This is a genomic window from Neobacillus sp. PS3-40, from assembly GCF_030915485.1.
Taxonomy (GTDB): Bacteria; Bacillota; Bacilli; order Bacillales; family Cytobacillaceae; genus JAUZPL01.
Window position 1 is genome coordinate 372,861 of record NZ_CP133266.1, and the last position, 19,796, is coordinate 392,656.

At 35.7% G+C, this 19,796-nt stretch carries 13 protein-coding genes and 1 pseudogene; 2 read left to right on the forward strand and 12 right to left on the reverse strand.

All coding sequences use genetic code 11. The features are described from left to right. Window positions 1-34: 34 nt before the first annotated feature. The 10 genes and pseudogenes from RCG20_RS01930 to pdhA all read right to left on the reverse strand — a co-directional run bounded on the left by RCG20_RS01930 (window position 35) and on the right by pdhA (window position 14,739). The gene (locus RCG20_RS01930) at window positions 35-3,433 is read right to left on the reverse strand and encodes a hypothetical protein (protein ID WP_308184264.1); all 3,399 of its coding nucleotides are present in this window, start codon (window positions 3,431-3,433) and stop codon (window positions 35-37) included. 387 nt (window positions 3,434-3,820) lie between these two features. Then, window positions 3,821-4,630 (reverse strand): annotated as a pseudogene (locus tag RCG20_RS01935) (DUF2935 domain-containing protein). Window positions 4,631-4,909: 279 nt separating this feature from the next. Then, complete coding sequence (gene buk, locus RCG20_RS01940) at window positions 4,910-5,983, reverse strand: butyrate kinase (protein ID WP_308182553.1); 1,074 nt, start codon at window positions 5,981-5,983, stop codon at window positions 4,910-4,912. Between the two features lie 13 nt (window positions 5,984-5,996). Next, window positions 5,997-6,908, reverse strand: coding sequence for a bifunctional enoyl-CoA hydratase/phosphate acetyltransferase (locus RCG20_RS01945; RefSeq protein WP_308182554.1), 912 nt, complete (start codon window positions 6,906-6,908; stop codon window positions 5,997-5,999). Window positions 6,909-7,031: 123 nt separating this feature from the next. Then, on the reverse strand, window positions 7,032-8,105 hold the full coding sequence (locus RCG20_RS01950; RefSeq protein ID WP_308184265.1) for a Leu/Phe/Val dehydrogenase: 1,074 nt from the start codon (window positions 8,103-8,105) through the stop codon (window positions 7,032-7,034). A gap of 164 nt (window positions 8,106-8,269) precedes the next feature. Then, on the reverse strand, window positions 8,270-9,664 hold the full coding sequence (locus tag RCG20_RS01955) for an amino acid permease (RefSeq protein WP_308182555.1): 1,395 nt from the start codon (window positions 9,662-9,664) through the stop codon (window positions 8,270-8,272). A 217-nt stretch (window positions 9,665-9,881) separates the two neighbouring features. After that, a complete protein-coding gene (gene lpdA, locus RCG20_RS01960; RefSeq protein WP_308182556.1) occupies window positions 9,882-11,288 on the reverse strand; it encodes a dihydrolipoyl dehydrogenase in 1,407 nt (468 codons plus the stop codon). Between the two features lie 7 nt (window positions 11,289-11,295). Beyond that, a complete protein-coding gene (locus RCG20_RS01965; protein WP_308182557.1) occupies window positions 11,296-12,618 on the reverse strand; it encodes a dihydrolipoamide acetyltransferase family protein in 1,323 nt (440 codons plus the stop codon). Between the two features lie 30 nt (window positions 12,619-12,648). After that, a complete protein-coding gene (locus RCG20_RS01970) occupies window positions 12,649-13,626 on the reverse strand; it encodes an alpha-ketoacid dehydrogenase subunit beta (RefSeq protein ID WP_308182558.1) in 978 nt (325 codons plus the stop codon). A 3-nt stretch (window positions 13,627-13,629) separates the two neighbouring features. Next, a complete protein-coding gene (pdhA, locus tag RCG20_RS01975; RefSeq protein WP_374120505.1) occupies window positions 13,630-14,739 on the reverse strand; it encodes a pyruvate dehydrogenase (acetyl-transferring) E1 component subunit alpha in 1,110 nt (369 codons plus the stop codon). A 599-nt stretch (window positions 14,740-15,338) separates the two neighbouring features. Between pdhA and RCG20_RS01980 the strand changes: the two genes are divergently transcribed. Continuing rightward, window positions 15,339-16,241 carry a LysR family transcriptional regulator gene (locus RCG20_RS01980; RefSeq protein WP_308182559.1) on the forward strand — a complete coding sequence of 301 codons (903 nt, stop codon included), beginning with the start codon at window positions 15,339-15,341 and terminating at the stop codon, window positions 16,239-16,241. Window positions 16,242-16,494: 253 nt separating this feature from the next. Here the strand turns inward: RCG20_RS01980 and RCG20_RS01985 are convergent, their stop codons facing one another. Continuing rightward, the gene (locus tag RCG20_RS01985) at window positions 16,495-16,983 is read right to left on the reverse strand and encodes a hypothetical protein (protein WP_308182560.1); all 489 of its coding nucleotides are present in this window, start codon (window positions 16,981-16,983) and stop codon (window positions 16,495-16,497) included. A 410-nt stretch (window positions 16,984-17,393) separates the two neighbouring features. On the opposite strand from RCG20_RS01985, the gene RCG20_RS01990 reads away from it, so the two are divergent. Next, complete coding sequence (locus RCG20_RS01990) at window positions 17,394-18,611, forward strand: ATP-binding protein (RefSeq protein WP_308182561.1); 1,218 nt, start codon at window positions 17,394-17,396, stop codon at window positions 18,609-18,611. A gap of 43 nt (window positions 18,612-18,654) precedes the next feature. Here RCG20_RS01990 and RCG20_RS01995 read toward each other — a convergent pair whose 3' ends face one another. Further along, entirely contained in the window at window positions 18,655-19,752 is a 1,098-nt protein-coding gene (locus tag RCG20_RS01995) for an FAD-dependent monooxygenase (protein WP_308182562.1), read from the reverse strand. Between the last annotated feature and the right edge of the window lie 44 nt (window positions 19,753-19,796).

Genomic DNA, 19,796 nt, shown 5'->3' on the forward strand with positions numbered 1-19,796 from the left:
TATGACCAATTCTAAACTACTATTCTCTGCTTTTTTAATCCCATCTTTTCATCATAGTAACTATTTTTTCCTTCCAAATGGAAATGAAAGTTTTTTCTCCTTTAGCCGATTTCTGCTTATGCCATTCATTACTACTCGCAACGCCAATAAGGATCGAACCAGAAATCAACAGATAACCCCACCATGGCATGTTCCCCCAATATGGCCTTGTTTGCAAAAGAACATTAAGCATTAAAACACCAGCACCAACAAAGAAATATGATTTAATCCGTAGAAACATCCCAATTAACATCGAGAATAGCGATAAGCTTCCTAAAATAATCGCATCATAAATGGTTGAACTTTCTAAACCATCCTCAATTAATAATAAGGAAACAACGATTAGAACGAACCACTGAATAAGATTAGTAATCCTTGAATAACGACCTTTCATGATCCGCCTTACCAAAATGACGAGGACCACCCATGGAAGAACGACTACTTCTCGATCCCATAAATCAGGAATTTTCAACATACTAATGGTCGAATAATATGGCTCTAATAAATAACTCATTCCGATAATTAGTGGAATATAGGAGTAGTTGGTCGGCACTCTCTTTTGCTGCAACCAAATGGAAATGGAAATAAGCACCCCAGGTAATACATGTGTCCAAAGAGCATCACTTTCAAAGTAATACATAAAAAACAAGTACAAAAAGGAAACAAGCGTGTATCCATCCACTTTCGTATCCCGAATTTTTTCATCATTTACCACTATTTTTTTGTAAATAACTTTGCCGATTAAAATCAGGCACATGCCAAGCAAACCAGAAAGAAGCATTTTTTCAACTTCATCCATTCTTCCAAGATGAATGAACTGAACTGTTCCTATAAAGCCAATTAATAACGGAATAGTCCCAAATAGATCCCATTTCAGTTTATGCAAATAAACCAATATACCGCCTGAATAAACAATGGTTAGAAGATATGGTATCCATCCAAATGGATACGTCATAATCATGAAACCAAGACCAATTATTGAGAAAGGAACAGCATAGAAAGCTGTGCGTTTTTTAAAATCCCTGTTAGCCATTAGCCCAAAAAGAATAATAACAATGCTTGTGACAAGAAATTCGTAAAAACCCGTACGCCCAATGTTGAAATAAGTAAACAAGCTAGTTACTACAACAAATAGAGTTGTAAAACTGCTATATAAAAAGTACTTACTACTCCATTCACTTTTTGCCATTCTGGTACAAATGATATAGACAGTTAATGAAATCAGATAGCTAATCATTCCTTCATAATTGTAGGAAATCCAAGTGTACGCCAGCGCCAATGGGTAATAAACATGCCCAGTCCACGCCAAAGCTTTAAATATACTCATATCCTTTTTTCGTACCATCAGCGCAAGTAGGAACAGAAATACTGCACCGGTAGTGCCCAAATAAGAATAAATTTTATCGTTAAAATCTACTATACTGTCGACTGCTTGAAAAATGGAAAAGTAAAACAGCAAGGTTGTGACGCTGACCAAGTATGGTGCCCAAATGAAACTACTTTCCCTTTTCAATAAGTAATACATCCCGATTCCGATTAATAAGACACATGGTTGAACCCATACATAATCAGGTGAGCTAACTGAAACAAGAACAATCCCGATCGTGTAGAAAATCTGAGATGCATAAAATGATGCACGTGAAATCGTTTCTTCTCGCATTTTCTTCCATCCCAAGCTACAGAGAAGAACGAGAACAGCCCCACTAACAAAACTAACAGAAGTTCCAAACCCATTTTGGTAAACATCAAAGTTCGAGCTAATTTCCTCACCGAATGATACAATCGAAAGCCCCATCAAATAGGGAAGAATCCAACAGGAAATTTCCTTGTAAAATAACCTTTTTTCTTTTTTTAGAAGGAGGTAGGAAACGAATGCAAGTAGCATCAGCATGACTCCTAATTCCCACCAATAAAAAAATGCAAATGCCACCGCAATGGCAAGCACCATAATGGCATTTCCAATATCCCTCGAACTTTCTTGGATAATAGGAACAACACGTTGAATTCCAAAAATAATAAATAATGTAAACCCAGCAAAAAATACAGCTAATGGAAAATGGCGATGAATAAATGATTCAGCAAACAACCAAATACCTTCATAAATTGCAGAAGCCAGGAAAAAAGAACTTAGATATGAAAATAATCGGAGTTTACTCACCTTAGCCAAATAGGTAAAATTTCCTGAAATGATGAAATAAGCAAACATAAGTACAGCTGAGGGACCATTCATTCTAATGAACATTCCTTCAAGGGTGATATAGATAAAGGCCATTCCAGAAATCACCGCACTGGTAAATTGAAATGCTTTTTCTAAATGAAAATTTCCGTTCATTGCTTTCGGGACAAATACCATACCAAAACCAATAAAAGCATAAATAATGGCCCCAAACGACTCTAAAATGGAATGTTCAATAAGTTGGTATGCACCATAAACAATCATGATACTAAAGACAAAGTGGAATTCTTTTCTTCCCGTCACATAAATCATTGAAAGGTAAATGACGGCAGTCAGCAGAAGATTAAGGCTATAAAGGATGTGGTTATCATAGATGACAAGCATGAAAAGGGTTGATAGAACTAGATTCGCTTGAATAAAAGGAACTAATTCATTGGTAAATAACTTTAACGTTCCCCTGTTTTTTATCTGAGTGTAAAGAAAAATGAGTAACGCATTATATGCCATTATCCCAAGGTAAAATAAATCAACATCAAGCTTAAGTGCTGCAAAAACAAAAGCAACTCCGGCTGAGGAGAAAATATATGTGAACCACACAAATAATCTAGAAGCTAATAGGTTTGCTAACCGTGCATAAATGACAACTGGAATGAGGCTGCCTAGTATTCCAAGGGTATAACGTCCTTCACCAGATACCGATAAATACGATCCAAGTAAACCGAACCAGCCAAGTGATAAGATAAAAATCGGCAAAAATAAACTCCCTAAAACAATAAAGGCGAATGCCGTTTTATCAATGCGCAGTATTTTTTTTGCTAAAAATGCTATTCCATAAAACAAAAGGGACACAAGGGCAATAGATCCACTTTTCATTAGGCTTGTCATTGTTTCCCAATTACATGTTGCAACAAACAACCCCCCGATTAATAGGAAAATTACTCCGATATTTAAGGACCAGGTAATATTTCTTTCGCGCATCTCCTCAGGTGTATGTGTCTTTCTAACCTTTATCGGTCTAGGCTCAACCGATTTTATCTTTTCCTCTTGGATTTTAATTTGTATGGTATCTTTTTTTGATTGCGCTTTTACTAAATCTAGACAGTACAGATTATTTGCATCTAAAACCTGTTCAACTATTTCAGTGGGCAAATAGCCATTAACATTTAACTCATTTAATTTTTGTTTAAAAATTTTTTCATTCTCTTCTCTTCTGTTCATCTCCAAATAAGCCCCTCCTTAATTAACCATTCATCACACTTTAATTGCCAATCTTTCCTTTTTTTACTATAGTGTAATTTTACACTTTTTCAAAATATTTTCAACACTAATTCTTAAAAATAGGCGATGTTATATAGCTCTGTTGATTTTCGGCTCATTTTTGCTCTGGTTCTGTGAATCGAGTGAACTAAAAACAGTTTTTATCAACTATATTATTTAACAATGTAAAAAAATAAAAAGGATACAATTGGTTTGCATCCTTCGAATTTTACCTATATCTTCTATTAAATATGCTACATGCCATTAAAAAGCCGATCCATTCTAAACTGATTATTAATAAGGCTCCTTTTCGATCTATTAAACAAATCAATGCCCCCAAATTGTATACTATTGCCCTTCTTTTAATCTAGGTGTGGCTGGGTCGCAGTCAGGTTTTTCTAAATTCGCCGATTCTAAGAATTTCCTTAAAAAATAGCATTATTCACGAAACATATGGTCGGCCATTAATGGAGAAAATGTTCCTAGTGCACTTGCACTAAGTTCAAGTTCCTTTAATTCCTCCAAAAAATTTTGGAAAAGCTTCATTTCTAAAGAGACATCTATGTTCATTTTTTCTAAAGCTGGAAAAGTAGGCATTTCTGTTCGTAAATAACCGGCCATCTCGACAGCTTTTAAATAAAAGTGTTCAAACTTCTTCATGAATTGTTCGCTTTTTTCCTTTAATTGTTTTTCTACTAGATCTAATTTACTCGTTATGGCACCAGCATGCCCTACTGCGTCTAATAACCAAACTAAGTGGTAATGGAGCTCATGGAATACGGGGGGAGTTTGATTCTTCTTAAAATAGTTTAGCAGCCGTAAATATTCCTCTAATTCGTTCACCATATGATTAATGAAAGTTGGAGGAAGATGCATTTTCACTTTTCCTACCAAATGCTTTTCAAGTAGTCCTAATTTAAATTCCCGTAGTTTTACTGCCTCTTCGTCCGCCTTCTCAGTCAATTTTACAATATCTTCCGAATCGACATTATTTAAAAGAGTGTCAAAAATTCGAATAAAGTCAGATGCGATTTTTATATTTTCTTGTTCCATTGGTGCTAATGCCTCCAAAATAAATCGCGAATGGTCCCCCAAAATTTGAAGCCAAAACCGATGCTCAAACCTTGCTGTCTTCTCAAATACATCTACACCACTCATTTAATCACCTCCATAATTTAGAACTTAAACCTTTTAAAATGTTTATTCTCGTATCATTATGCTTATGAACAAACCATTGAAAAAGGATGTCTATGTTGGGGATCAGAATTCTAAAAAGGCTTGGGGTTGTCCGGAATGGTGAAGACTGTACCAAATGCTAACAAAATCACCTAACTAAAATAAAAGTACAGTACAGAAACCACACAAAAAAAATTCCAGGAACCCATTCGTACAGGGCCCTGGATCAATCAATTACTTAATAAGTATAAATACAACCATTTACTGTTTCCACTCAAAGACGTTAGCATTTTCTTCTCCACTAATTATTCTTTTTGCTCCCATAGCTAACGCTTCCAACTCATTTTCTCCGGGAACAAGGATAACAGGAGCTAGGAATTCAATATAAGATTTAATCCACTCAGTAATTCTTTTCGAATAAGCTAATCCGCCTGTTATGATAATACAATCAACTTTACCTTTAAGGACAGCAGCCATTTCTCCAATCCCTTTACTACTTTGGTAAGCTAATGCCTCCAAGATTAGTTCAGCCTCTTTATCACCACTATCAATTTTTCCCTCTATTTTTCTGACATCATTTGTACCTAGATAGGAAATAAGTCCGCCTTTCTTCCTATACTTTGCAAACATTTCATCCTCTGAGTTCTGGTAACATAAATGAATAACATCCTTGATAGCTAACCCACCAGTCCTTTCAGTTGAAAAAGGTCCCTCATCATCGGAAATTAGGTCGATAATTTGACCTTTTTGATGAGCACTAATGGTGGATCCTCCCCCTAAATGTGCAACAATAAAATTCTTTTCGTAGTAAGAGGCGTTCATTTCTTTGGCAACTTTCATTGCTACTGCTCTCATATTTAAGATATGACCAATACTCTTACGTTCGAGTCCATTTAACCCTGAGATTCTAGCTATATCTGTGAATTGGTCCACCGTAACAGGATCATAAATAAAAGCACGGCATCCTTTTTTTGCTATATCCGATATTCCCTGTGCGAGCGGGGCTCCAAGATTGGAAGCATGATCTACCACCGGTTGATATTTAAGGCAATCCAATATTCCTTTGTTTACCTCATAGGCTCCTGCTTTTACAGGAGGTAATAATCCACCTCGTCCTACTACAGCATCTATTATTTTCATATCCACATCATATTTTTTAAGTGTTGATAAGACAGAATCCAGCCTTATTTCATACTGCTCATTACTATTTTTATACTTTTTTAGATCATCTAAAGAGTAGGAGATATCTTCTTTAAAAATCATCTCTTCATCCTTGAAAAGTCCAATTTTTGTTGAAGTCGCCCCTGGATTAATCGCTAATATTGTATAGGTCATATTTTCACCAACCTTATTTCTTTTCTGATAATAAGAGAGCTAGGATAATAGAGTTCAGTTTTTCCTCTGATGTAGACCCTCTTGAAGTAAGAATAATAGGAACATTCGCCCCCATTACCACTCCCGCCATTTTTCCATTGGCAATCACTGAAAAGGATTTTCCAAGGATATTTCCGGCCGTGATATCTGGTACTAACAAGATATCTGCATCTCCAGTTACTCGTCCTGCATAATTTTTCTCTTCAGAAATTTCTTTGCTTAAAGCTAAGTCTAGCGATATCGGGCCCTCAATGATACAACCCGTTATCTCCCCATTTTGATTCATTGCTTTTAACTGTGCTCCATCAACGGAATCTTGAAGTTTTGGATTTACATGTTCCGTTGCTGAAAGGACGCCAATCTTAGGTTCAATGTATCCTAGTTGATGTAATACAAACAAGGCATTTTCAATAATTGCTTTCTTTTCCGCTAACGACGGAGTAAGAATCATCCCGCCATCAGTTATCAACAGTAATTTACTATAGGAGGGTAGCTCATAAAGAGCAATATGTGAAAGAACGTTACTTTTCTTAATTCCCTTTTCTCTTGCTACTACTGCCCTTAAAAGATCCTTTGTTTGTATTTTTCCTTTCATAATAATATCAACTTGGCCATTTCTAGCTAACTCAACCGCCTTTTCAGCTGACTCCACATCGTTTTGTGTTTCAATAAGTTGTATATCTTCGATTGATTCACCTAGTATTTTAAGAATTTCCTTAATCTTTTCCACATTTCCTATCAATATCGGTTCAACAGCCTGTAAATGCTTTAAGGAAAAAATACCTTCTAATGAATGTTGGTCCATCGCATTTACAACAGCAATTTTCTTTGTGGTAGTATTTTTATCAAGTAATTTGAGTAGCTCCTCAAAATTCTTTAAGCTCATGTAATTACTCCTTTCCCGGATTACTACTTACATTTCCTCTGTTTGCTAGTCTATCTTATTATTTACTACCCTGATGGACGAGAGACACTACCAGGCGAACAGAGGAAATAATAGTTCTAATAATTATTTGCCAGTAAATTTAGTCTTAATTCTACTGATCTTTTCAATTTTGGTTTCAACTAACGTATTTGCAGCTTTGTAAGAAGGAATGTGCTGCTCTTTTGAAATCTTAAATATTTGGCCCAAGGTATCATAAATCATACTTGCATTTTTAAAGGCACGGTCTTTGTTGTATCCATGAAGTTCATCCGCAACTTGAATTAAGCCTCCGGCATTTGTCACATAATCAGGTGCATATGTAATTCCTTTTTCAAAAAGAATATCCCCATGTCGTTCTTCTGCTAGTACATTATTGGCAGCTCCACAAATAGCAGCACATCTAAATTGTGGAATTGTTGTATCGTTTATGACGGCTCCTAATGCATTTGGTGAAAAAATATCACACGGAACACTATAAATTTCCTCAGGTTCTACAGCTTCAATTTCAGGATATTTTGCAAGCACTGCGTCGATATTTTGCTTAGAGATATCAGTAACAACTAAATGTGCCCCTTCTTCATGTAGATGGTCAACAAGGAAATGGCCAACTTTTCCTAAACCTTGGACTGCAATTGTCAACCCTTTTAATGAATCTGAACCAAAGGCCTCTTTAGCTGTCGCTTTGATTGCTTTCCATACCCCAAATGATGTAATGATCGCCGAATTTCCGCTTCCACCATATTCTTCAGGTAAACCAACCAAATAGTTTGTTTGTTTAGATGCAGAAACAAAATCCATGCCAACTGTCCCAACATCTGTCCCTGTATAAAAACGACCTTTTAAAGTTTCAATGAAAGTGCCAAAAGCTTGGAATAGTTCGTCCGATTTATCCGTTTTCGGATCTGCGATAATTACAGCCTTTCCTCCTCCAAATGAAGCCCCTGAAACACCACACTTATAAGTCATTCCTTCTGATAACCGTAAGGCATCCTTAAGTGCTGCATCCATCGTTTCATAATTCCACATACGACACCCACCTAGCGCAGGTCCCAGAGTTGTATCATGGATAGCAATAATTGATTTCAATCCTGTTGTTTTATCGTAATTGAAGATTACCTGTTCATGCCCATGTTCTTTCATCTCTTCAAAAATATCCAATAATTTGATTTGTTCTTCTGTTACTATCATTTTCATTCCCCCAATTATTAATTTTTAAAGAAAACTCTCCGATTGGCGTGCCTCTTAGGCGCTAGCAGAATTTATGAATATAAATTCTGCTTAGCTTAGAAATTGTAATCCACTGATTTTTGTATTCCTTTTTCCTATGCTACTGGTTTTACATTAATGGTTTCTGCTTCCTTTTTCTTTTTAACCTTAAAACCGATATACAAAATACCAAACCAAATTGGTGCTACGATAAGGGCTACACTCATTCCATCAATGAATGCCATTAATACAATGACCATTACTAAGAATGCTAAGGATATATAGGAAAGGTAAGGGAACAATGGCATCTTAAACTCTAACTGAGCAATTTCCTCTTTAGATTTAGCTTTCCGGAACATAATCTGAGTAACAAGGATTATCGTCCAGCTAGTTACGACAGCAACTGTTGCAACGGCTGAAATATAGAGAAATACTTTTTCTGGGACAATATAATTCAAAACGACAGCTATCATAAGCATTGAGGAAGAAAATAAAATGCCTCTGCTCGGTATTTTTGATTTGTTTAGCTTGCCGAAATATTTAGGTCCATTGTCTTGTAAAGCTAAGTTGTACAACATTCTTCCTGTACTAAATAATCCACTGTTAAAAGCGGATAGTGCTGCAGTCAAAACTACAAAGTTAATTATATCTGCAGCGCCAGCAATCCCGATCTTGTCAAAAATCAGAACAAATGGACTTCCTTTTGTCCCCACTTCATTCCAAGGGTATAAAGTCATCATGATTCCAAGTGCCCCGACATAAAAAATTAGGATCCGCCAAATTACATTGTTGATTGCTGGTGGAATCACTTTTTTAGGATTACTTGCCTCACCTGCTGTAATTCCGATTAACTCGACTCCTCCGAATGAGAACATCACCATTACAAGTGAAAATAGGATTCCTTTTACTCCATTAGGCATGAATCCTCCATGTTCAAAGAGATTACCCAGCCCCATCGGAGTACCACCATTTCCGATTCCAAATAGAATAATTCTAATTCCTGCAACAATCATTCCAATAATTGCGACAACTTTTATTAAAGCAAACCAGAATTCAAACTCTCCGAAGGCTTTAACGTTAACAAGGTTAACCCCTGTAATAAGGAGTAAAACAACTAATGCCGATAACCATTGTGGTACACTAGGAAACCAATAGTTTACATATACTCCGACAACAGTAATTTCTGCCATACCTACGACAACCCACATAAACCAATATGTCCAGCCGGTTAAATAACCTGCAAAGGATCCTATATAGCGATTAGCATATGAACTAAATGACCCCGATACTGGCTCAGCAACGGCCATTTCTCCTAAAGCTCTCATGATTGCAAAAATGATAATTCCACCGATTAAATATGAAACAATAATGGCCGGACCAGCCAATTGGATCGTTGCACTCGAACCATAAAACAAACCAACACCAATTGCTCCTCCTAATGCAATAAGCTGAATATGTCTGTTGCTTAATCCTCTGTCTAAACTTTCCTTTTCATGAATAATTTTCGTCATTCATCTAACACCCCTTTTTCAAAGTAATTTTTACATTAACTCTTGAGATGCATTTTCATGCTAAAAATTGAGGCAATCATTTTTTTGACAAGTGGATATAAGCCTTATATTGAGTTAAAATCTTCTGCGGTGTAATTTTATCTAATTCTGCAAAGGCCTCACTTCTAATTTCTAACTAATTAAGAGATTCATATTTTTTAAAATAAGAAATTCCCTTTTAAATATGAATTGGCATCCCTAAGACTAACTCAGCAGCATCCATAACAGTTTCTCCTAATGATGGATGACTGTGAATCGTCAAGGCAATATTCTCTGCACTCACAATATTTTCAATTGCTAAAACCAATTCAGCAATAACATCACTCGCACTAATTCCGACAACTTGGGCTCCAATAAGGATATTATCTTCTTTGGTCGTGACCAAGCGTACAAATCCTTCTGTCGCATTAAGGGATAGTGCGCGACCATTTCCGCTTAATGGAAATTTAGATGCTTTAGCTTCAAATCCTTTTGCTTTGGCTTCCTCAAGGGTAAGCCCAACAGAAGCTAATTCCGGCTCTGTGAAGCAGACTGAAGGGATAGCAGCATAATCTACTGCAACATTTTTACCTGATATTGCTTCAGCAGCTACTTTTGCTTCGTAACTTGCTTTATGAGCTAAAGCTAAACCAGGTACTACATCACCGATTGCGAATATATTGATCTTATTTGTTCTTCCTTGTTCATCAACTTCGATAAGACCTCGGTTTGTTATATTAATACCTGCTTGTCCTAATCCAAGCTCATCTGTATTTGGGCGTCGACCTACCGTCACCATCACATAATCAGCCATAACAAATTTTTCTTTCCCATCTACTTCATACTTCACGGTTACACCGTTTTCTGTTTCAACTGCCTCTTTTGCCATGGCATTTGTTTCAATGATTACATTTTTCTTTTTAAAGTTAGCAACGACATATTTCACCATATCTTTTTCAAAGTTTGGGAGGATAGTAGGGCTACCTTCTAGGATCACTACTTCTGAACCTAAATTAGCATATGCACCAGCCAATTCGCTGCCGATATACCCTCCGCCAATAACGACTAACTTCTTAGGTACTTCGGTAAGATTTAGGGCACCTGATGAGTTAATAACTCTTTTGCCAAACTTAAAACCTTTTATTTCGATTGGACGACTTCCGGTGGCAATAATGGCATGGTTAAAGGAATAGGTTTGAGCACTATCTTCCTGCATTACTCGGAGATGATGATCATCTACAAAGAAAGCCTCACCTGTTAAGATATCTACCTTATTTTTCTTAAGCAGCATTTCTACTCCTTTTGTAAGGGTGCCAACAACCACCTTATCCTTCCATTCTTGTGTTTTTGTAAAATCTAATGTGACTTCTTTTGTCATCACACCAAAGGTCTCCGAGTGCATCGCCTCCTGATAACGATGCCCTGCACTTATTAACGCTTTGGAAGGAATACATCCTACGTTTAAACATACCCCTCCAATATGCTCTTTCTCTATAATCGCAACTGTTTGTCCCAATTGAGCTGCCCGGATTGCTGCCACATAACCGCCAGGTCCTGCTCCAATAACAACAGTGTCAAGTTCAATCGCAAAATCACCTACAACCATTTCTTAATCACCCTTCCACTAGCAGTAATTCTGGATCTGCAATTAATTCTTTCAAGTCATTGATAGCTTGTTGTGCTGTTGCGCCGTCAATCACACGATGATCAAATGAGAAGGAAAGCTTCATAATAGGCGCTGCAACTAATTCTTTTTCTTCATTTACAACAGCTTGATATTCGATCCGTCCAATTCCTAGAATTGCTACTTCAGGATAATTAATAATAGGCGTAGACCAAACTCCATTCGTTGCGATACCCCCAACATTTGTAATTGTAGATGAGCCATTTCTCATATCTTGAGAACGTAATTCCCCATTCTGTGCTTTAGCGCCATATTCCGAGATTTCCTTTGCAATCGTTAGAATACTCTTCATATTTGCATCCTTAATATTGGGAACAAATAGTCCAGTATCCGTACTAGTTGCTATACCAATATTAAAATAATTTTTATAAACAATTTCATCTGTTGATTCGTCAATAGAAGAATTCAAGGCAGGATATTCTCGTAAAATAGCTACTAATGCTTTAACGATATATGGCATATACGTCAATTTGATTCCTTTTTTGGCCGCTCTTTCCTTGAACTTCTTACGATGGTCGATCAATTTAGAAACATCTACTCCATCAAAGACCGTTACATGTGGAGCTGTAGATTTACTCTTTACCATGGCTTTTGCAATAGCCTTACGAGTTGGCGACATTTTTTCTCTTCTTTCCAAGCCTTGTTGTGCAGAAATTGGAGCTTCTTTTACTTGGTTAGAAGCAGTTACATTAATTCGTTCGTTAACTTGCTCAATAATTTGAACAGTTTCATTTACTACAACTGTTGATTCGCGGGATATAAACATATCGATGTCTTGCTTTGTTACACGATTGTTTTTCCCTGTTGGGGTTACTGAACAAAGGTCTACTCCTTTTTCACGTGCATACCTGCGAATAGATGGAATTGCCAACAATCGGATATCAATATTTACTTTTCCAGAACGACTCCCTGTATCAACAGATTTTGCTTTCTTTTCATCTACAACCACTTTATTTTCATGAGCAGTCGACTGAGTTTTTGTAGCAGAGGGGTTTGCTTTATCCTTTCCTTTTGCTCCGTCTAATTCGATTTCTACGATGACATCTCCTACTTTTGCAACGGTTCCTTCTTCTACTAAAATATTTGTTATTGTTCCTGTTACAGGTGATGGCAATTCTACTACCATCTTGTCATTTTGTACTTCCATCAAGGCTTCATCTTCATCGATATGGTCTCCGACCTTAACCATCCATTTAACTATTTCACTCTCGGCAATTCCTTCCCCAATATCGGGTAATGTAAATTGAAACATGACTGTGAGGCTCCTTTCTTTATCAAAATTCTAGAAATTATACACTTCGTTAATTTTCGCTTCAATTGCGGAAGCATCTGGAAGCCAGATCTCTTCTGCCTGACCAAATGGGAATACAGTATCAGGTGCAGTCACTCGACTTACGGGCGCTTCAAGGTGCAAGAAAATCCTCTCAGCAATTTCAGACATCACACTTCCCATTATTCCTGCTTGGCGTTGTGCCTCTTGCACAGCAACAACACGTCCTGTCTTTTTGACAGAAACAATAATCGTTTCCATATCTACCGGTGCCACTGTTCTTAAATCAATCACTTCGACAGAGATATTTTCCTTTTCGAGATTCTCTGCAGCTTTTAGTGCCTCATGTACCATTGCACCATAAGTAATAACAGTTACATCTGTTCCTTCTTTAGTAATTGCCGCTTTATCAAGTGGGACGGTATATACTTCATCGGGAACTTCCGTACGGAATGAACGATAAAGCTTTAAATGCTCTAAAAAGATAACCGGGTCATTACTGCGAATAGAAGAAATTAATAAACCCTTTGCATCATAAGGATTACTTGGGATGACTACACGCAAGCCAGGTGATTGGGCTACTATTCCTTCAAGACTATCTGAGTGAAGCTCAGGTGTATGAACACCACCGCCAAAAGGTGCCCGAATGGTGACAGGAACGGAACGCGTGCCCCCCATTCTATAACGAATTCTGGACAATTGGCCCATGATTGCATCCATTGCTTCAAATGAAAAACCGAAAAATTGAATTTCAGGAACAGGACGATACCCTGCTAAAGCTAAACCTAGTGAAGCACCAACTATAACTGATTCTGCCAATGGGGTATCAAAAACACGTTCTTCTCCAAACTTCTCTAGAAGGCCTTCTGTTGCACGGAAAACACCACCGTTTAAGCCAATATCTTCACCGAAGATTAGTATTTCTTCATCTCGTTCCATCTCTTGACTAAGTGCTTCTGTAATGGCCTGTACCATTGTTTTTTGTGACATATTTTATGCTCTCTCCTTTTCTTCGTAAATCTTGATCTGCTCTTGAATGTTTTGAGGAGCTTCTTCGTACATGATCTTTAGGAATTCAGATATTTTTTGAGGTTCAGCATTGGCAACTTCAGCTAATGCATCTTTTATCTGTATTTTTGTCGCTTCTATCACTTCATTTTCCTTTTCATCAGACCACAAACCTTTTTCTGATAAGTAGTTTCGCATACGAATCAGGCAGTCCCTTTTTTCCCACTCAGCAACAAGCTCTTGTCCACGGTAACGCTTAGGATCATCTGACATTGTATGTGGTCCATATCTAAAGGTCATTGTTTCTATTAATACTGGACCATTACCAGCAATTGCGTATTTACGAGCTTCTTTAACTGCAGTATAAATGGCTAATGGATCCATGCCATCTACTTGAATTCCTGGGATTCCCGCTGCAATCGCCTTTTGTGCTAAAGTTTTAGCCTTGGTCTGTTTATATCTTGGTGTTGAAATACCAAATAGGTTATTTTGGACAATGAAGATCGCGGGTGCATTAAAGGCTCCGGCAAAGTTTATACCCTCATAGAAATCTCCTTGTGATGTACCACCATCACCAATATAGGTCATGACCACATTCTTCCTACCTCTTTTTTTAAATCCTAAAGCAACACCGGCAGCTTGCGTGTATTGTGCACCAATAATAACTTGTGCAGGCATAGCAGCAAAATCAGCAGGGAAGTTGTTTCCGTCCATATGCCCCTTGTACCATAAAAATGCTTGTTTCAATGGCATCCCATGTTGGATTAGTGGTGGTAAATCACGATAAGTTGGAAGTAAATAGTCTCCTTTTTCTAATGCATATTGGCTTGCCAATTGACTTGCTTCTTGTCCACCGGATGGAGCATAGTTCCCTAATTGTCCTTGACGATTTAAAAGGGTAACCCTCTTATCGTAGGTCCTTCCCCAAACAAGCCTCTCCATCAAATCTACTAACTCTTCATTAGAGAGATTAGGCATTAAATCCGTATTTACCACTTTACCCGTCTCGTCTAATACCTGATACATAGGAAAGTATTCATTAACGGAATTTAACAAGGAATCAAATTCAAACATGCGTTTTTTCGTCTTAATCATTTGAAACACAATCCTTTCCATCCCCTATAATCTTTTTATTCACTCAATTTAAAAAACAAAGTGTTTTGAAAGATTCATATCAAAAGTGATATTATGGGTTTATAGTGTGATTTTTACTATCTATATAGTGAAAAAGCCTTAAAGAAATAAATAATAACTACTATTCTTTTTAATTGGCTTTTTTTCACTTCAGCAATGCCCTAAGTGCCATCAGATGAAAGCGCTTCCTTACTTCAAAGTCTAGTACCTAACTAATTTAGAGTAAAATAGAATAATTCTATTCATTTATAAAAAAATTTTATTTTCTGCTAAACGTTCGATGTTTAAACTAATTTAGGAAACGAATTCATAAATAAGGAAAGGTCATTATTTTAAGATAACTAAGTACAGGCTATTGGTAGGAAAGACCTTTTTGAAGAAAAATACGTAGGATTCAATAATTAACAAGGAGAATAAGTGAATTTGCTTTCATGGGAATAATTTCCGTTTGTAGTTTTCAATTTATTTTAAATAATATATTTTTACTTCGATAGATTTAATTTATTTGACTTTTTAAAATTACATCATTTTTTAGATGTTAGTGGTAAGGAGAATGGAGAATGGATATTAGACAGTTACGTTATTTCATTGCAATTGCAAATGCTAAAAGTTATTCGATTGCAGCGAAAAGTTTGTTTGTAACTCAACCAACCTTAACCTGGACAATACAAAAGTTAGAGACAGATTTGAATACTAAACTCTTCTATCATTCTGAAAGAGTGATTGAACTAACAGAAAACGGAAAACTTCTATATGAATATGGAAAGAATATTGTGAAGGAAATAGATGATTTAACGAGAGTGATTCGAGGAAATGAAAATACAGTTAATGGAAAACTTAAAGTTGGCTTAACCGTACTCTTTTCAATCCTATACATGCAATCTATTGCCGAATTTATTTCTTCTCATTCCAATATTGAAATTACATTAATTCAAAAAGGATCAAAACGGATCCAGGAAATGGTTTCATCTGGAGAATTGGATTTGGGATTGGTTTCATTTCCTATATATTACGATAACTTAGAAGTTGAACCATTCATCACACCACTACCACCATACAATGTGTCTGTCGTTGTAAGCAAAGATAACCCACTTGCTTCACGAAAATCACTAAAGATAAAAGACTTAAAAGAGGAAGCATTCAGTGTTTTGTCTACTGATTTTATTTTGGGAAATTTAATTTTTGATCGATGCAATGAAGTTGGATTTGAACCACATGTTATATTTTCAAATGAAAACTGGGAAGTTCTGTTAGAAAATGTGGCTATCACAAATAGCATTACATTATTACCAACTGAATTTTCAAATACTGCAGCACGTAAAGACGTTAAATGGATCCAACTTGAAGATAAAATAAACCAAATTGATATTGGCCTTGTAAAACGGAAAAAGGAAAAATTATCGCAACCAAATTTACTGTTCTGCCAAGCCATTAAACAAAGGAACGGGCTTAGCAAGAAATAAAAATTGAAGAAACTCTTAAAAATCAAAGAGATTGATTTTTCATAATCACTATTTTACATATAATCGCATCAAATCTAACTATTTCCATTGGTTCTATTGGTTGTTAAGACTACATCTTAATAAGAAAATCACAATAAAAAAAAATAGTCATATCACACTGATTTTACTAAACGAAAAAAATGCTCAGAGCTTTTATATTCTGAGCATTTTTTATTGGACTTCTCTAACTTAAGCAATCGTTTATGTAATAAATCTATAAGGCATTACAATCTAAATTTTCAATTGAGACATTTAGATCGTCTATGCCACCTTTAAAAGCCAACTCATTACATGTTCCATCTTTTTTTTGAATTTTTAAGTTAAAATTAACAACGATATCATCCATACGTTTTTGTTTTTCAAAAACATATTGATTCACTAAGTCCATTACGGTTGGAAGTAAATTCACATCTTTAATATACAGATTTGGTAACCAAAGTTCATAGGAGTGGAAATTTAGAACAGTTAGTTCACCCTCATTTTCAAGAATTTCTATTTTCGCATTTGATGGGTTATTCCCCAATGCAAATTTGTAAAATGTCTTGGTATCTGGTTTAAATGCTTTGGTTATCCCTTCAATCTTTCCAATATCAGGTACTAAAATAATATCTGCACCTTTAATTCTTACCTTTGTTTCATCAGAAAATAAGTCTAATTCCAACCATTTGTTTAAACTCTCAGCTGATTCATATATTTTTAACATAACTTCCCTCCGTATTTCCATTCCTATCTAGGATATTTCGCTAGCATTGTTACTAAACCTAGTCTCATTTAAAATTAACATATAAAAGGCACTTCCATCTACTTTGAAGTAAAAAATGCTGACTCATTGGGAACCTAAATATTTTTCCATTCTTAGTTTATTGATATTTGGTGGAAATTAATCTAATGAAATAAGAAGGAAAAGGTGAATTAGTGTGGAATAATGTTATGTGTAAAACGCTTGGAAAAGTAAGGTAATTAACAGTAATTGTTTGGATACTCTCATAGTTTGTATCGCAATGCAAAGTATCCTTCACAAATTAGTAGAAAATTAGATTTATTTTATTGTTTAAATAACCTCAGAGTTTGGTAATCTAGAACTAGAATAAATTATGTATAAGGATGAATTTGATGAGGGATTTAAATAGTCAGTTGGATTTTAGGTATTATCGTATAATAATTGCCTTAATCAATGTATTAATGGTATTAGGGTTACTTGATGGATTTATGCGTGGTATCCATTGGGAATATTTTGTTCATCTCCTATTAGTCTTAATCCTATCAATTTCATTATGGATTTATCCTAAAAAAGAGACCAACTTTATGAAGGTCATTATCGTAATAGAATCAATAGTATATTTATATAGCCTTTTTATTTTTTACCCAGATATTTCATCATCATTTATGTTGTTATGTTTGATTCCAGGAATTTCGATATTATTTTTCCTTCCCAGGCTGTTCTACTTTTCACTAATAATAAACATTCTTTTCATGACTATTATATTTAGCTATATTTCACTGGTTGATAAAGGTGAATCTTACTCCTATTTATATATGGACTTGCCAGGGAATGTCATTAATTTTTTAGCGAGCCAGGCGGTTTTGTATATTATTTTTTATTTATCACTTACAAGATTAAAGAACCAACAATTATACTATGAACAGGTTCAACAAGCAGAACGCTTAAAGACTACTGGACAATTAGCGGCCGCAGTTGCTCATGAAATTAGAAACCCAATTACAGTTGTTAAAGGTTTTCTCCAATTTTATCAAGAGGATCAGTCATTTAGTAAAAACAAACAAGAACATTTTGCGATGATGTTAGAAGAGTTACAAATTGCAGAAGCTGTTATTTCGGATTTCTTATCTGTTGCAAAGCCAAAAAATGAAATTGAATCGCATACAATTAATGTAAAAGATGCACTTCAGGTTGTTGCTGAATTAATTAATTCATATGCCTTACTAAATAATGTTACTTTGAAATTAGTTGTGGAAGAGAATTTTTATATTGCATGTAGTTTAATAGAATTTAAACAATTATTAATAAATTTGTTAAAAAATGCAATCGAAGCATCTCCATTTGGGGCCCCTTTAATTATCCAAGCAAAAGAACAGAATAATTACGTAAAAATAAATTTGATTGACTCTGGGAATGGAATGACTGAGGATGAACTTAAATCAATTGGAATGCCTTTTTATTCATTAAAAAGTAAAGGAACTGGCCTAGGTCTGATGATTTGTTTCAATATCGTACATAGGTATAATGGCAGCATCCAATTCCAAAGTGAAATAGGAAAGGGAACAAACGTTACCGTTAAATTTCCTTCTATAAAATATATCGAAAAATAATAAAAGGATAAAACCATGATGATTTTATCCTCTAAACATTTGGCTAAAGAGCATGTTGAACAAAATTTTCGGAAAATGTTTTTTCTTCTTCAATCTGCATTTCTTGCTGTTTTTCAATTTCTGCTCTTCTACTTTCTTCGAATATTGATAATCTCTCTGCACTACTATTTTTTTCATCAAGAGCTTTTATCAAGGTTGGAGCTAATACATGTGCATCTTTCATGGCACAGTTAATTCCGATTGCACCTGTTGGAGTCATCGTATGAGCAGCATCTCCTATGATCACCAACCCATCCTTTACCCATGTTTCACAATGAGAACTGTGTACGTTTAAACAAACGAAATTATTCCACGAATGAAGATGCTTTAAAGCAATCTCTTTTAATTCAGGAAGAGTCTCAATTAATGGTTCAAGAAATGAAAGAAAGGGCTCTTTTTTTAATGCCGCAAAGGAGCCATCTTTAATGTTCCAGCCAATTTGGATAAATCCTCCCGTTTGGGTGAACAATGCAAGCTGATGGCCATTCACTAGCAGCATTCTTGTGGTTGGCTCCCACCCAAATGGTGCGGGAATTTTCGTCCACAATACATCATATCCATGATTCATAATTTTCACTGGTAGATTTGCAAGCTTTCTTACAGTTGAAAAGCGCCCGTCAGCTCCTACAATGATAGAGCATTTTATGATAAATTCTTTTCCATCCTGATTTGCTCTAACACCCGTATAAAATCCTTTTTCATCTTGAACCAATTCTGTTACGGTTGTGTTCAAAAGGAGACGATAATTTTTATAGTGCTTTGATTCTTGAACAACTGTTTTTAGTAAATGTGACTGAGGAACATGAATTCCGACATGATCCTCATTTAGTGATGGTGTAATCGTTTTAACAAGTTGTTTTCCTGCAAAGAATTCCACCTTGCTCATTTTGAGAATTCCTTGCTCCTCAATCTTTTCAAACAATTTATGTTCTTTCAAAAGAAATTCTGTTTCAGCATTAATATGTTCCCCTCTAAATTCCCTGTTTTTTCCGGAAGAACGTTCAATGAGAACTGTAGATATACCCTTCTTAGCTAGTAAATAACCAAGGAATGCCCCTGCTGGCCCGCAACCAACAATGCAAACATCTGCTTGTACATTCATTCTGACCCACCCTTTAGCCTGGCTTATCTATTAGGATACACTTC

Coding starts and splice junctions, on each gene's coding strand:
- RCG20_RS01930 (WP_308184264.1), bottom strand. CDS start 3,433: ATGAACAGAAGAGAAGAGAATGAAAAAATTTTTAAACAAAAATTAAAT.
- buk (WP_308182553.1), bottom strand. CDS start 5,983: ATGACCTATACAATATTAGCGATTAATCCAGGGGCGACTTCAACAAAA.
- RCG20_RS01945 (WP_308182554.1), bottom strand. CDS start 6,908: ATGAGCTTAAAGAATTTTGAGGAGCTACTCAAATTACTTGATAAAAAT.
- RCG20_RS01955 (WP_308182555.1), bottom strand. CDS start 9,664: ATGACGAAAATTATTCATGAAAAGGAAAGTTTAGACAGAGGATTAAGC.
- lpdA (WP_308182556.1), bottom strand. CDS start 11,288: ATGGTTGTAGGTGATTTTGCGATTGAACTTGACACTGTTGTTATTGGA.
- RCG20_RS01965 (WP_308182557.1), bottom strand. CDS start 12,618: ATGTTTCAATTTACATTACCCGATATTGGGGAAGGAATTGCCGAGAGT.
- RCG20_RS01970 (WP_308182558.1), bottom strand. CDS start 13,626: ATGTCACAAAAAACAATGGTACAGGCCATTACAGAAGCACTTAGTCAA.
- pdhA (WP_374120505.1), bottom strand. CDS start 14,739: ATGATTAAGACGAAAAAACGCATGTTTGAATTTGATTCCTTGTTAAAT.
- RCG20_RS01980 (WP_308182559.1), top strand. CDS start 15,339: ATGGATATTAGACAGTTACGTTATTTCATTGCAATTGCAAATGCTAAA.
- RCG20_RS01985 (WP_308182560.1), bottom strand. CDS start 16,983: ATGTTAAAAATATATGAATCAGCTGAGAGTTTAAACAAATGGTTGGAA.
- RCG20_RS01990 (WP_308182561.1), top strand. CDS start 17,394: ATGAGGGATTTAAATAGTCAGTTGGATTTTAGGTATTATCGTATAATA.
- RCG20_RS01995 (WP_308182562.1), bottom strand. CDS start 19,752: ATGAATGTACAAGCAGATGTTTGCATTGTTGGTTGCGGGCCAGCAGGG.